The sequence below is a fragment of the Nocardia sp. NPDC051900 genome (assembly GCF_044452545.1).
GTDB classification, from domain to species: Bacteria; Actinomycetota; Actinomycetes; order Mycobacteriales; family Mycobacteriaceae; genus Nocardia; species Nocardia sichangensis.
Map to the genome: position 1 here is coordinate 56,518 of NZ_JBITBU010000022.1, position 13,040 is coordinate 69,557.

Below are 13,040 nucleotides of genomic sequence, written 5' to 3' on the forward strand. Positions count from 1 at the left end.
CCGGAGCCGAATTCGATCGCCATCCCCCAGGCCGCGGTGCTTGAATCGAACTATGCGTGAGAGCACCGCCTCCGACGAGATCACCGACCCGGCGGACCTGCGGGCATTGCTCGGCGAGGTGGCGCCGCGCGCGGCCACCAAGGAGCGCCCCGTCCTGCATGCCAGGGACCGGGAGTGGATCGCGCTCTCTCCGTTCCTGGTGATGAGTACGAGCGATGCGGACGGCAACTGCGACGCCTCGCCGAAAGGCGATCCGGCGGGGTTCGTGCGGGTGCTCGACGACACCACCCTCGCCATCCCGGAGCGCCCCGGTAACCGCCGCGCCGACGGCTACCTCAACATCCTGGCCAACCCGCACGTCGGCCTGCTGTTCGTGATCCCGGGACGCCGCGAGACGCTGCGGATCAACGGCCGCGCCCGGCTGGTGCGCAACGCGCCGTACTTCGACGACATGGTGGTGCGCGGGCACCGCCCGATCCTCGCTGTCGAGGTGGAGATCGACCAGATCTTCTTCCACTGCGCCAAGGCGTTCATGCGCAGCCATCTCTGGGAGCCGGAGCAGTGGCCGGAGGACACCCTGCCGAGTCCCGCCTGCCTGGTCAAAGAGGTGCAGACGAACGTCGCGGAGACGGTGGAGGAGCTGGAGCGCTACTACTCACCGGAGAACTACGCGGCCAAGCTCTACCGCGACTGACCCGCGTGGCCCACGCCACCCGACCGCGGCGCGCCCGGATCGCGCGTCGAACATAGACTCGCGACGTGGCAGAACTATCGGTGCGCGGACGGCTCGCGCTGGCGGCGGCGGCCGCGGCGTCCTGGGCCTCGCAGAAGGCGGGTCGTGGCAAAGGGTCGATGATCGGCGGACTGATCGCGTTGAAGATCGATCCGACCGTCATGGACCAGCTCGGGCAGCGGCGGCGCACCGTGCTGGTGACCGGCACGAACGGCAAGTCGACCACCACGCGGATGACCACCGCCGCGCTCAGCACCCTCGGCGCGGTCGCGACCCAGGCCGACGGCGCGAACATGGACGCGGGCATCGTCGCCGCGCTGAACGCGCACCGGCGCGCGCCGCTGGCCGCCATCGAGGTCGACGAACTGCACCTGCCGCACGTCACCGATTCGCTGAATCCGTCGGCGGTGGTGCTGCTGAACCTCAGCCGCGACCAGCTCGACCGGGTCGGCGAGATCAACATGATCGAGCGAAAGCTGCGCGCGGGCCTGGCGAAGCACCCGGCCACCGTGGTGGTCGCCAACTGCGACGACGTGCTGGTCACCTCCATCGCCTACGACCATCCCAACGTGGTGTGGGTCGCCGCGGGCAGCGGCTGGGCGATGGACGCGACCAGCTGCCCGCGCAGCGGCGAGCCGATCGTCTGGGAGGGCGCGCACTGGCGCAGTACCGGAGCGGAGTTCCAGCGTCCCGAACCGGACTGGTGGCTCGACGGGGACGATCTGGTCGGGCGGGAGGGCAAGCGTTTCCCGCTGCGGCTCGCACTGCCGGGCCGGGCCAACCGCGGCAACGCCGCACAGGCGGTGGCCGCCGCCGTCGCGCTGGGCGCCGACCCGGAGCAGGCCGTCGCGGCCGCGGGCACGGTCCGCGAGATCGCGGGCCGCTACCGCACCGTGCAGGTCGGCGAGCACGACGCGCGTCTGCTGCTGGCCAAGAACCCGGCCGGGTGGCAGGAGGCGCTGTCGATGATCGAGCCGACCTCGGCGGGCCTGGTGATCGCGGTGAACGGCCAGGTGCCCGACGGCGAGGACCTGTCCTGGCTGTGGGACGTGCGCTTCGAGCACTTCGAAGGCGTGCAGGTGGTGGCGGCGGGCGAACGCGCCACCGACCTGGCGGTGCGACTGACCTACGCGGGCGTGGAGCACACCCTGGTGCCCGATCCGGTCCGCGCCATCGCGTCGTGCCCCGCGGGCCATGTGGAAGTGCTGGCCAACTACACCGCCTTCCGTGATCTCAACCGTGACCTCGAGGAGCGGGCTTCATGACCGAGTCGACCTTCCGCATCGGCCTGGTGCTGCCGGACGTGATGGGCACCTACGGCGACGGCGGCAACGCGCTCGTGCTGCGGCAACGACTGCGCATGCGCGGCTACGACGCCGAGATCGTCGAGATCACGCTGTCGGAGCCGGTGCCCGATTCCCTGGACGTCTACACCCTGGGCGGCGCGGAGGATTCCGCCCAGCGTCTGGCCACCCGGCACCTGCAGCGCTACCCCGGCTTGCAGCGCGCCGCCGGGCGAGGCGCTCCGGTGCTGTCGATCTGCGCGGCCATCCAAGTCCTCGGCCAGTGGTACGAGACCTCGGCGGGCGAGCGAGTCGACGGCGTCGGCCTGCTCGACGTCACCACCTCGCCGCAGCACAAACGCGCCATCGGCGAGGTGACCACCACTCCACTGCTCGACGGGCTCACCGCACCACTCACCGGCTTCGAGAATCACCGAGGCGGAACGAAACTCGGCGGCGACGCGCAGGGGCTGGCCCGTGTCACCCGCGGCGTCGGCAACGGCGTCGGCGACGGGCTGGAGGGCGTCGTCCAGGGTTCGGTGATCGGCACCTACATGCACGGCCCGGCGCTGGCCCGTAACCCCGAACTCGCCGACCTGCTGCTGATGCGCGCCCTCGGCGTCACCGAACTGGCGCCCCTCGACCTGCCCGAGGTCGACCAGCTCCGCCGGGAGCGCCTGCGCGCCTGAGCCTGTTCCCGCCGGTCAGGTCGCCGGAGTAGCTGAATTCGCGGCAATCCGGACCGAAGCGATGAGTTCGGGCGTGTTCGCCGGTACATACCGGTGCACAGCCACACCATCGAAAGGAATCCGGTCATGAGCGTCATCGTCTGCGAGTTCGTCACCCTCGACGGCAGGGTGTCCGACCCCGACGGCCGCGGCGGCACCGCGACCGGCGGGTGGGCCTTCCGCTACGGTCCCGAGACCGTCGGCGGTGACAAGTTCCGCCTGGCGCATGCCCTCGATGAGGGCGTGCTGCTGCTGGGCCGCCGCACCTGGGAATTGTTCGCCACCATCTGGCCCGGCCGCGACGATCCCTTCGCCATGCGCATGAACAAGGCCGCGAAACTGGTTGTCTCGCATACGCTGGCGGACACGTCGAGCTGGACGAATTCCACGCTTGTCGAAGGCGACCTCCATACGGCGGTGGAGAACGCACCCGGCGACGTCATCGTCACCGGCAGCCTGAGCATCGTTCGCGCATTGCGGGAAAAGGATCTGATCGACGAGTACCGACTGCTGATCTTCCCCACGGTCCTCGGTAGCGGTGACCGTTTGTTCGCCGATGGCGAGCCGCCCGCGGACCTCGAGTTGCTGTCGGTCGACACGGTCGGCGCGGCCGTGCTGACCCGTTACGTCCGAGCCGGGCGCTGACGACCAACGTCCGGCCGGATCGCGGACGGCGTCAACCGGACGGTCCGACCATCCGTCACACCGCGCCACGGGCCCGAGCCGATTTGCCTGGTTTGTCCGCCTGGCCACCGCGCCAGTCGGCGCGGTGGGCGCTCGACCTCGTCGTCGATCCGGGACCATGCCTTCACCGGCCGTATTCGCGAGCCGCGGGTAAATCGCGTGGTACACCCACCTCGGTGACGTCGACGGAGACGGTGATCGTGCTGTCCTTCGCATCGGTGTAGATGATGCCGCGCAGCGGAGGGACGTCGGCGTAGTCGCGGCCCCAGGCGGCGGTGATGTAGCGCTCGTCGCCGAGCTGGTCGTTGGTGGGGTCGAGGTCGATCCACCGGCCCGAGCGGTCGGGTCCGTCGGCGCCGGGCACCCATACCGCCGCCCAGGCGTGCGTGGCGTCGGCGCCGACCATGCGCTCCTTCCCTGGTGGTGGATCGGTGGCCAGATAGCCGGACACGTACCGGGCAGCGAGGCCGTGCGACCGCAAGCAGGCGACCGCGAGGCGCGCGAAGTCCTGGCAGACGCCTGCGCGGGCCGCGAACACGTCGGCCACCCGGGTGGACACCGTCGTGGCGCCGGACCGGTAGGCGAAGTCGGTGTAGATCCTGGTGTTCAACTCGGCCACCGCGTCGAGCAGCGGCCTGCCCGGCCGGAGGGATTCGGCCGCGTACGCGACGATCTCCGACGTGATCTCCTGCGGGTGCAGGTCGAGGGCGAACTCCACGGCGAACGGCCCGTTCGCCCCCGTCGGGCGCGCGCGTTCCCACGGCTCGACGGCCTGGCCCGCGTCGTCGCGGGCGGGCGCGTCGACTTCGACCAGCGATTCGCCGACGACCGTCAGAGCACGATGCTCGGTGGTGACGTGGAAGTAGGACGTGATGTTGCCCCACACATCCGCGCCGACCGACCGGTCCGAGGGGGCGGGGTCGATCCGGATCTCGTGCGCGAGCAGACGCTGACCGGGGAGATCGCGCGGCGTCAAGTACGCGCGCCCATAGGAGTTGATGACTTCGCCGGAGTACGAGTACTTGGTGCGATGCTCGATCCGGTAGCGCCGGACCGCACGGCCGGTCATCCGACGACCTGCGCGCTGCCCCACAGCGGCTGGATGTCGACCGGGAGCGACAGCGTCGTGGTCTCGAAGGACTCGGATACCTTGCGCAGGCGCACGTGCACTCCCTCCAGCAGCTCCGCCAGTTCGGTGCGCCGTTCGTTCGCGTCGGTGACCTCGAGGTCGTCGGGATCGAGGCGGCGCAGCATGCGCCGCGCGTCCGCGAGCAGCCGCTGCGGACGCGACGAGCCGGACGCACCGGGCAGCGCCTGGAAATCGGCGTGCAGGCGGCCCAGCTGATAGGCCAGCGATCGCGGATTGGCGGTGTCGAACAGCAGGAGTTCGGCGACGTTCGCGATCCGCACCGAATCCTGGTGGCGTCGACGGTAACTCACCGAGGACTCGGTGGCGCGCAGCACCCATTCGGTGACCTCGCGTTCGATCTCCTCCGGATACCGTTGGGTCAGCGCGGCCGACAGCAACGCGGTCAGGGCGAGACCGCGCTCGATCCGCTTACCGATGTCCCTGACGTGCCACCCGGTGTCGCGGATCAGCGACTCGCCGTCGATCCCGGACAGCGCGAGCAGCCCGGCCAGGGTTCGCGAATGCACATCCGACAACTCCGCCTCTTGGTCGTCCACCGCGGCGGGGTAGCACGCCAGCGCGCGCTCGACCGAGCCGAGGATCATCCACGTGTCCACCGACAACTGGTCGCGCACGGCGCGCGCGGCGCTGCCGTACCGGTCGATCGCGAAAGCCAGCGATCCGGGCAGCTCGCGGTCTATCGTCAGTGCGACGAGGTAGTCGTGGCCCGCGCGGGACGCGCCCGGCACCCGGTGTACCGCCGGAGCGCTGTCCTGCGCCGCACCGGTGGCCACGCCGTCGTCCGCCCCTTCGGCGACGGCCTCCACACCGGCCGTAACCTGTTGTCGCGCTCCGGCTCCGGCCATCGCTTCGTTCCGGGCCACGGCAGCGTGGTGCTCAGTGTGATTCGAACTACGCTCTTCCCCAGTGTCTTCCGGCATCCGCGATCCGGATGACGCGGCAGCCGAGGATTTTTCGGCCGTACCGTGGCCGGAAGATCGTGACCGGACCGGCACCGAAGTCCCCTGCGCGCACTCGCCCGCACCGGGCGATACCGGAGCATCACCAGAATCCGGAAACGATCCGGCCGCAGCGTGCGACCGCTCGTCGCCGTATTGCGCGACATCTTCGTCGACGCCGGCACCCGACGGAGCGAGCAGGCCGCGATCGACCGAACTCTGCTGCGGCGCAAAGGCTCGCACCTCGGGACCGAACAACCCGTCGGTCGGAGCCGCGGTGGCGGTGGTCCGTCCGAGGGCGGCCAAGAGGATCGGTAACGCACCCGCGCCTTCCAGCCAGGGGCGATACCGGAACTCTTGGTAGCGCTCGTGGGTGGCGATCAAGAGACGGGCGGTGTCCTCCGCGCGCTCGCCGTAGCGGCCGATCCAGAACAGGTCGTTGAGCACGCGGGGGGAGCTGATCCCCGCCACGACCGGAGCGGTGCGCCGCGGCTCGCGCGACGGCTCGGTGCTGATCGCGGCGGCGGCCGTCGGCGCGGCCCGCACCCAGATGTCCTTGGCGGCGACTTTCCGCGCGGCGTGATCGGTCGTGCGCTGACGTAGCTGGCCGAGACCGCCGGACATCACGGTGTAGCCGCGCCGATGAGCGAGCGAGAACAATCGCATGCCGACCGGAGCCGCGGCGAGTCCGTCGCGCTCGCGGATGGCGGGCGCGACGGAGAACTGCGCCGGTTCCTGGCCAACCCATTGCCATCCGTGCGCATCGATCCGCGCCTTGATCTCGTCGCGCTGCTGACGACTCAGCTCGGGGCCGAACAGCGTGGCGCCGTCGACCGCCGAGCGAACGATCAGCTTGTCCAGATTCGCGATCAGATGTCCGCGCTCCCGTTCCTGACCACCCCAGTACGACGGCGCGTTCTCCAGCAACAGGTCCGCACCGAGCAGCGCGCGCGACAGGGCGGGCAGGAATCCGGCCAGCGCGGGATTCTCCAGCAGCCCGCTGCCGAGCGTGTTCACCACCGTCACCGCGCCGCGGCGCAGCACCTCGACCAGTCCCACCACGCCCAGCCGCGAATCCGGCCGCAGGTCCAGCGGATCGGAGAATTCGGCGCCCACCCGGCGCAGCACCACGTCCACCCGCTTCAGCGTGCCGAGCGACCGCATCCACAGCGCACCGTCGCGCACCACCAGATCGGCGCTCTCCACCAGCGGAAAGCCGAGTGTGGAGGCGAGATAGGCCTGATCGAACGCGGTCTCGGAATGCACGCCTGGACTGAGCACGACGACCACCGGTTCGTCGTCGTCGGTCTGCGCGGATTCGATCAGCATCAATCGCATCGCCCTGGCGAAGGGCGTCAGCGGACGCGGATTCGCGTGCTCGAACGCCTCCGGGATCGCGGTCGACACGACCCTGCGGTCGGCCAGCGCGTATCCGGCGCCGGACGGCGCCTGCGCCCAGTCGGCGAGCACCCGGAACCGGCCGTCGCCCCAGCGACTGAGATCGCAGGCGTGCAGGAAGAGTTGGTGCCGCCCCGGCACGGTGATGCCGTGCGCGGCTCGTACGTAGCCGCGATTACCGAACACGACTTCCGGCGGGAGCAGTCCCGAGGCGAGCGTCCTGCGTGGACCGTAGATGTCGGTGAGCACCTCGTCGAACACGCGGGAGCGCTGTTCCAGCCCGGCCTCCAGCCGGGTCCAATCGTCCGCGGCGACCGGCAAGGGAATCGGATCGAGGCGCCACGGCGCAGGCGTGTTCTCGGCCGACGCGCCTGCCTCGAGGTAGGTGATGCCGTCGTCGTCGATCAGCCTGCGCACCCGGCTGTCCAGCTTGCCCAAGCCGTCCCCGCCGAGTTCGGCGAAGTCGGCGGACAGTTGCGACCACACCCGGCGCACCTTGCCGTCGGCGTCGACCAATTCGTCGTAGTAGCCCGCGACCGGCGCGCCGCACTCGTCGTAGGCGGCGGTGGCAGAAGCATCTTCGCGGTAGCGCGCGACCTGTTCCCGCACGGTGATCGCGGTCTCTCGCCGCTCATCGCGCAACGTCACCGCGCCGACCTCACTTCCGCCATCCATGCCCAATGGTCGCCGAATGCTTCCCGTGCGGTCCGGAAACCTTGTGCCGGACACCCGCATCAGTGGTCTTTGCGGCCATTTTCGCATGTAGCAGGGGTCATAACGGGTAAAACGCTATGCGGCGACAACTAATTTGCTCAACATCGGGCGCGGCGACACACGGGCCTGGGTCCCACCGTGGCGCCCGCACCGGTGGTATCACCGAACGACGACAACGATCTCGTCAGGAGGTCATTATGCGTAGATCAGACTGTTCGTCTTGCGAATCCGCGTTCGACCACTGCCACGGAACCCTGATCGTGCACGTGAGCCGGATCGCCGAATGCACCGACGAACACTGCTTGGAGCTCAGCCACGCCAGACACGCCTTCGTCCTCGATTGCCGAGACCTCGCGGGCGGCTGCCGGTGTGGCGACGGCGAGACGGCCCGGCGCCGCGCCTGAGCGGTTCCGTACCCTGGCCCGGTGAGCTATGACCACGTGTTGCTGCCGTCCGGTGTCGCATCGTCGATCGCGGAGGTCGACGCCTACCTGAGCACCCAGCAGGGCGTCCCCGAGTCGGGGGCGGTCGCGCAGATCGCGGCCGAACTGAACAGACGCAACGCGGAACTGCCCGAGGAGGACAACTTCCTCAGCACCGTGCCGGTCGGCGGCGCGGCCACCGGTGCGGCACTGCACGTGCCGTGCCCCTACGACGCGGTCGGCTTCGTCCGCCACTTGCTGTTCGAACTCGCCACACCGCTGAACTATGCCGTCTACGACCCGCAACTGGCCTGGCTGATCGATCCCGCCGAGCACGTCGAGGCCATCGTCACGCACGGCGGCGCGGGCGAGTTCCCGTACCTGACCGAAGCGCTGGTCCAGCAGTGGATTCCGGAGCTGGCCCCGCCCAACCCGTACCTCGTCGTCGAACGCGGCGAGCAGTTCTACATCCAGACCTACCGGGAGAACTCCGGCGCCTACACCGTGGAATACCGGGACGGCTCCCCCGACAAGCATTTGGGCACAACCATCTCCGATCCCGCCACCGTAGCCGCCCTCATCTGGGGCTGGGCCAACGACGACCGCAGCCGGTTCCCCGGCCTGCCCTGGTCGCGCGTCGACCTCTGAACCCGGTCACTGGTTCTGGGTGGCCAACCGGCCCGCCAGCGCGAGGAACGACGCGCCGAAGATCCGGCGCATCCAGGTGATCACGACGGGACGCGAAATGACCTGGTCGCGGACGGCGGCGGCGCACGCGCCGTACACCGCGAACACCACCAGGGTGGCGAGCATGAAGATGCCGCTCAGTTCGAGCATGCGCGCCAGTGCGTTCGGCGCGCCGCCGGGCACGAACTGCGGCAGGAACGCGAAGAAGAAGATGGTCAGCTTGGGGTTGAGGAGGTTCAGCAGCACCGCCGAGGTGATCACCTTCCGTGCCGAGGGTGCGGTGCGCCCGGTCTGTTCCGGCACGGCGAGCGCGCCCTTGTCCCGGAACGTGGTCCACGCCATGTACACCAGATAGCCGACGCCGAGGTACTTCAGCGTCTGGAACGCGACCGCGCTGGCGTTGAGCAGCGCGGCCAGACCCGTGATCGCCGCGATCATGTGCGGAACGATGCCGAGCGTGCAGCCGAAGGCCGCGATCACCGCGGCTCGCACACCGCGAGACAGCCCCGCCGCCAACGTGAACAGCACACCGGTGCCGGGGGTGGCGACGATGACGAGCGTCGTCAGCACGAATTCGATGCTCATCCCCGACACGGTAACGCACGCCCGGCGCGGCGCAATCCCCGTCGCGGGAGGCGTTTTCGCGAGCTATAGCGCGCGGCGGCCGGACAGCGCGCGCCCGAGGGTGAGCTCGTCGGCGAATTCGAGGTCGCCGCCCATCGGCAGGCCCGAGGCCAGCCTGGTCACACTCAAACCCGGGAAGTCGCGCAGCATCCGGACCAGGTAGGTGGCGGTGGCCTCGCCCTCGGTGTTCGGGTCCGTCGCGATGATCACCTCGCTGACGTCGACGCCGTCCTCCTGGTTTCCGATACGCGCCAGGAGTTCCCGGATCCGCAGCTGGTCGGGGCCGACACCGCTGAGCGGATCGAGCGCGCCGCCGAGCACGTGGTAGCGACCGCGGAACTCCCTGGTGCGCTCGATCGCCTGCACGTCCTTGGGTTCCTCGACCACGCAGATCATGGTCCGGTCCCGGCGCGGGTCGGCGCAGATGCGGCACAGCTCGCCGTCGGAGACCGTTCCGCATGTCACGCAGAACTGCACCCCGTCACGCACCTTCTGCAGCGCGGCCTGCAGCCGATCGATCTCCGGCGGCTCCACCTGGAGCAGATGAAAGGCGATGCGCTGCGCGCTCTTCGGACCGACGCCGGGCAGCTTGCCCAATTCGTCGATCAGATCCTGGACCGGACCCTCGTACAACTGCTACCTCGGCTCAGAAACCGGGCAGCGAACCGCCGCCGCCGAAGCCACCGGACAGGGGTCCGAGCCGTTCGGCGGCGATGCGCTGCGCGTTGGCCATCGCGTCGTTGACCGCACCGATGACCAAATCCTGCAATGTCTCGACATCGTCGGGATCCACGGCCTTCGGGTCGATGGTCAGCGACACCACCTCACCGCTCGCCTTCAGCCTGACCTGCACCAAGCCACCGCCGGCAGCGCCGTCCACCTCGGTCGCCGCGATCTCGGCCTGGGCTTCCATCACCGCCTGCTGCATCTGCTGCGCCTGGGCGAGCAACTGTTGCATATCGAACTGGCCACCTGGCTGCACGGGAGCGTCCTCTCTGAAGAAGGTGTCACCGGCCAGCCTAGTCCTGCCGTGGCCGGTCCCCGGCGCGGCCCGACGGTCCCAGGTCCGCGGCGCAGGACGGATAACAGCGCGCATGACGGGTAACAGGTTGGGTAGTTCCGATCGGAACCGACCATGCGCGCCTTACCATCGACACCGAGTCGGAAAGCGGTGTGCAAATCTGGAGCCAATGATGATCGCAGTTCGTGCACGTTTCCTGAGCACCCTGGTGCTCACGCTCGGTGTTCCCAGCATCTTTCTCGGCGCAGCGGCGTCCGCGGATACGGAGATCACCGACACGCCCGGAGTGATCGACACGCAAGGGGCAGACGAGCCCCGGACGACCCCGGCGGTCGCCGACTACGGGGGCGGCTGCGTCCTCTACCCGGACGACAAGGCCGCGACGCTCGATTCGCTGCGTTCCCGGTGCTCGCCGGAGCAGCAGGACGCGATCTTCCGCGCCGCACCGCTCGGCGCCGTTCCGGTCGGCGTGAAATCGGGCTGGGTCACTCGGCCGCCGGTCATGCAGGCCATCGCGCCCCCGCTGTGGATCGGCAAGACCTTCTACACCGGCCCGGACGGCGGCTTCCTGATGAACCGCCTCACCGGTGCGGGCTTCGAGGCCTGGGGCGCCGACGTCTACGTCGCGCCCGCCCTGACCGATGGGCAGCCGACCTGGGCACTGAACTACGCGCCCTCGCCGACGCCGCAGGTCTACGACGAGATCCGGGAAGTCACTCCCGGTGTGTGGTTCGGCTACTCGTGGTGGCGCGGCATGTTCCAGACCACCCTGCTGCTGACCTTCGCGCTCGCCTGAACAGCGGGTGTCGTTTGACCCTCCCGTCACTGGAGGGTGTTGGCTGGTGCCATGACGGCCACCGTCCCTATCGGGGAATTCTCCAGGCTGAGCAATCTCAGCGTGAAGACGTTGCGCTACTACCACGAGATCGGTCTGCTCGCTCCGGCCGGCATAGACGCGAATTCGGGCTATCGGCGGTACGCGACGGCGCAGGTGACGCAGGCACAGTTGATCCGGCGGCTGCGCGAGCTGGACATGCCGGTTCCGGAGATCCGCGCCGTGCTGGCCGCACCGGACGAGAACGCCCGTGACGCCACGCTGCGGGCGCATCTGGAGCGCATGGAAGCCGAGCTGACCCGTACCCGCGCGGTCGTGGCCTCGTTGCGCGCGCTGCTGACGCCATCGGCTCCGATCGCCGTGGAGTATCGCGTGGTCGGGGCGTTCCCGGCGGCGGCGATCGGCGCGACGGTGGCGCGCGAACACATCGGCGAGTGGTGCGCTTCGACGTTCCAGGCGTTGTACGAGGCGCTGGCCGCCGCGAGCATCGCGCCTGCGGGCGTCGCCGGCGCCACCTACAGCACCGACTTCTTCGAGCAGGACGAAGGCGAAGTAGTCGCGTTCGTCCCAGTCGCCGACACGGATGTGGCGCTGCCGGCAACGCTTTCGCTCATCGAGCTACCCGCGCGCCGTTTCGCCGTCGCCGTGCACGAGGGTCCGTTCGACGATTTCGACCGGACCTACGGCGCACTGGGCAGTCACGTCGCCGAACACGCTGTCGCGCTGCCCGAGCCGATCCGCGAGATGTACCTGCTCGGACCGGACGCGTCCGATGAACCCGCCGGCTACCGGACCGAAGTGTGCTGGCCCGTCGCCCAACCGTAAAAGGAGATATTCATGACGATCTCGATCGCCCACGTCACCATCGATTGTGCGAACGCGGGCGCGCTCGCCGAATTCTGGTCACAGTTGCTGGAGACGCCCGTCGATCCCGACCCCACCCCGGAGTTCGCCACCGTCGGCCGGACCGCGGGCGCCGCGACCCCGCTGATGTTCATCCGCGTGCCCGACAAGAACCCCGGCAAGAACGTCATCCACCTCGACCTGCTCGCTTCCGGCCGGGACGAGGTCGCGCGCGCGATCGATCTCGGCGCGAAGCACGTCGCCGACTTCGACGAGTGGGGCATGAAGTGGACGACGCTGGCCGATCCCGAGGGGAACCTCTTCGACATCGCGGCCGAATAGACCCAGCAGACCGCGACGACGGCCATGGCCGTCGTCGCGGCCGTACGATCAGGCCAGTTCGCGCTGGAGGTTGCCGAGCACCTCGGCCTGGATCTTCTTCAGGCCGAGCGGCGCGAAGATGCCCTCGAAGATGCCCGCGACGCCGCCCGCGCCCTTCCACGTGGTGCGCAGCGTGACCCGCGCGCCCGCGCCCTCCGGGGTGACGGTCCAGGTGTTCACCAAGGTCGAATTCGAGTCGCGCTCGGTGACAATGGAATCGGACACCGAGACGACCGCGTGCACGTTGCGCGAGCGCTTCTCGGTGGCCTGCAACGTCCATTCCGCGACGGTGCCCGCGCCCTTGCCCCCTTCGACCACCTTGTAGTCGCGGTAGTGCGACGAGAGGATGCGCGGACGCACCGTGTCGTAGTCGGCGATGGCCTCCAGCGCGCGCTGCGGATCCGCCGCCACGTCGATCGAACTACTGGCGCTGACCTGTCCCACAATGAGCTCCTTGTCCGGATGCGGTGTCTCGACGGATCTCCATCCTGCCCTGTCGGCCCCGGATGATAACGGCGAGGGCGGAGCGTGTGGCGAACTTCTCCGGACGATTCGGTATTCCATTTCGCAACATATGCGTGACATTTCTCCACGACCGA

14 protein-coding genes are annotated in these 13,040 nt (G+C 69.2%); 8 read left to right on the plus strand and 6 right to left on the minus strand.

What is annotated here, in order from left to right:
* Nucleotides 1-52 precede the first annotated feature (52 nt).
* The 4 genes from ACIA5H_RS30785 to ACIA5H_RS30800 all read left to right on the plus strand — a co-directional run bounded on the left by ACIA5H_RS30785 (nucleotide 53) and on the right by ACIA5H_RS30800 (nucleotide 3,389).
* Nucleotides 53-694, plus strand: a complete 642-nt coding sequence (locus ACIA5H_RS30785; protein ID WP_397079155.1) for a pyridoxamine 5'-phosphate oxidase family protein — start codon at nucleotides 53-55, stop codon at nucleotides 692-694.
* Nucleotides 695-759: 65 nt separating this feature from the next.
* Complete coding sequence (locus tag ACIA5H_RS30790) at nucleotides 760-1,998, plus strand: MurT ligase domain-containing protein (protein ID WP_379250024.1); 1,239 nt, start codon at nucleotides 760-762, stop codon at nucleotides 1,996-1,998.
* A complete protein-coding gene (locus tag ACIA5H_RS30795) occupies nucleotides 1,995-2,705 on the plus strand; it encodes a glutamine amidotransferase (RefSeq protein WP_356963429.1) in 711 nt (236 codons plus the stop codon). Before ACIA5H_RS30790 ends, ACIA5H_RS30795 begins: the two co-directional genes overlap by 4 nt.
* 126 nt (nucleotides 2,706-2,831) lie before the next feature.
* Nucleotides 2,832-3,389 carry a dihydrofolate reductase family protein gene (locus ACIA5H_RS30800; RefSeq protein WP_397079158.1) on the plus strand — a complete coding sequence of 186 codons (558 nt, stop codon included), beginning with the start codon at nucleotides 2,832-2,834 and terminating at the stop codon, nucleotides 3,387-3,389.
* 163 nt (nucleotides 3,390-3,552) lie between these two features.
* Here the strand turns inward: ACIA5H_RS30800 and ACIA5H_RS30805 are convergent, their stop codons facing one another.
* Both ACIA5H_RS30805 and ACIA5H_RS30810 read right to left on the minus strand, forming a co-directional pair.
* The gene (locus ACIA5H_RS30805; RefSeq protein WP_397079160.1) at nucleotides 3,553-4,497 is read right to left on the minus strand and encodes a transglutaminase N-terminal domain-containing protein; all 945 of its coding nucleotides are present in this window, start codon (nucleotides 4,495-4,497) and stop codon (nucleotides 3,553-3,555) included.
* Complete coding sequence (locus ACIA5H_RS30810) at nucleotides 4,494-7,589, minus strand: circularly permuted type 2 ATP-grasp protein (RefSeq protein WP_397079162.1); 3,096 nt, start codon at nucleotides 7,587-7,589, stop codon at nucleotides 4,494-4,496. The genes ACIA5H_RS30805 and ACIA5H_RS30810 overlap by 4 nt, the downstream gene beginning before the upstream one ends.
* Nucleotides 7,590-8,053: 464 nt before the next feature.
* Here ACIA5H_RS30810 and ACIA5H_RS30815 point away from each other — a divergent pair, with 464 nt between their 5' ends.
* Nucleotides 8,054-8,698: a hypothetical protein gene (locus tag ACIA5H_RS30815; RefSeq protein WP_397079164.1), complete on the plus strand. Its 645-nt coding sequence runs from the start codon at nucleotides 8,054-8,056 to the stop codon at nucleotides 8,696-8,698.
* A 6-nt stretch (nucleotides 8,699-8,704) separates the two neighbouring features.
* Here ACIA5H_RS30815 and ACIA5H_RS30820 read toward each other — a convergent pair whose 3' ends face one another.
* The 3 genes from ACIA5H_RS30820 to ACIA5H_RS30830 all read right to left on the minus strand — a co-directional run bounded on the left by ACIA5H_RS30820 (nucleotide 8,705) and on the right by ACIA5H_RS30830 (nucleotide 10,343).
* Nucleotides 8,705-9,322: a LysE family translocator gene (locus ACIA5H_RS30820; RefSeq protein WP_379250014.1), complete on the minus strand. Its 618-nt coding sequence runs from the start codon at nucleotides 9,320-9,322 to the stop codon at nucleotides 8,705-8,707.
* A gap of 63 nt (nucleotides 9,323-9,385) precedes the next feature.
* Nucleotides 9,386-9,994 (minus strand): recombination mediator RecR, encoded by a 609-nt coding sequence (gene recR, locus ACIA5H_RS30825; protein ID WP_063018922.1) that lies wholly within the window; start codon nucleotides 9,992-9,994, stop codon nucleotides 9,386-9,388.
* A gap of 13 nt (nucleotides 9,995-10,007) precedes the next feature.
* On the minus strand, nucleotides 10,008-10,343 hold the full coding sequence (locus tag ACIA5H_RS30830) for a YbaB/EbfC family nucleoid-associated protein (RefSeq protein WP_355078724.1): 336 nt from the start codon (nucleotides 10,341-10,343) through the stop codon (nucleotides 10,008-10,010).
* A 208-nt stretch (nucleotides 10,344-10,551) separates the two neighbouring features.
* Here ACIA5H_RS30830 and ACIA5H_RS30835 point away from each other — a divergent pair, with 208 nt between their 5' ends.
* From ACIA5H_RS30835 to ACIA5H_RS30845, 3 genes are read left to right on the plus strand one after another with little or no spacing between them, the layout of a single operon-like run.
* On the plus strand, nucleotides 10,552-11,178 hold the full coding sequence (locus ACIA5H_RS30835) for a hypothetical protein (RefSeq protein ID WP_397079167.1): 627 nt from the start codon (nucleotides 10,552-10,554) through the stop codon (nucleotides 11,176-11,178).
* 51 nt (nucleotides 11,179-11,229) lie between these two features.
* Nucleotides 11,230-12,042: a MerR family transcriptional regulator gene (locus ACIA5H_RS30840; RefSeq protein ID WP_397079169.1), complete on the plus strand. Its 813-nt coding sequence runs from the start codon at nucleotides 11,230-11,232 to the stop codon at nucleotides 12,040-12,042.
* A 12-nt stretch (nucleotides 12,043-12,054) separates the two neighbouring features.
* Entirely contained in the window at nucleotides 12,055-12,402 is a 348-nt protein-coding gene (locus ACIA5H_RS30845; protein WP_397079171.1) for a VOC family protein, read from the plus strand.
* A 48-nt stretch (nucleotides 12,403-12,450) separates the two neighbouring features.
* On the opposite strand, the gene ACIA5H_RS30850 is transcribed toward ACIA5H_RS30845, so the two are convergent.
* A complete protein-coding gene (locus tag ACIA5H_RS30850) occupies nucleotides 12,451-12,885 on the minus strand; it encodes an SRPBCC family protein (RefSeq protein ID WP_355078728.1) in 435 nt (144 codons plus the stop codon).
* Nucleotides 12,886-13,040 lie beyond the last annotated feature (155 nt).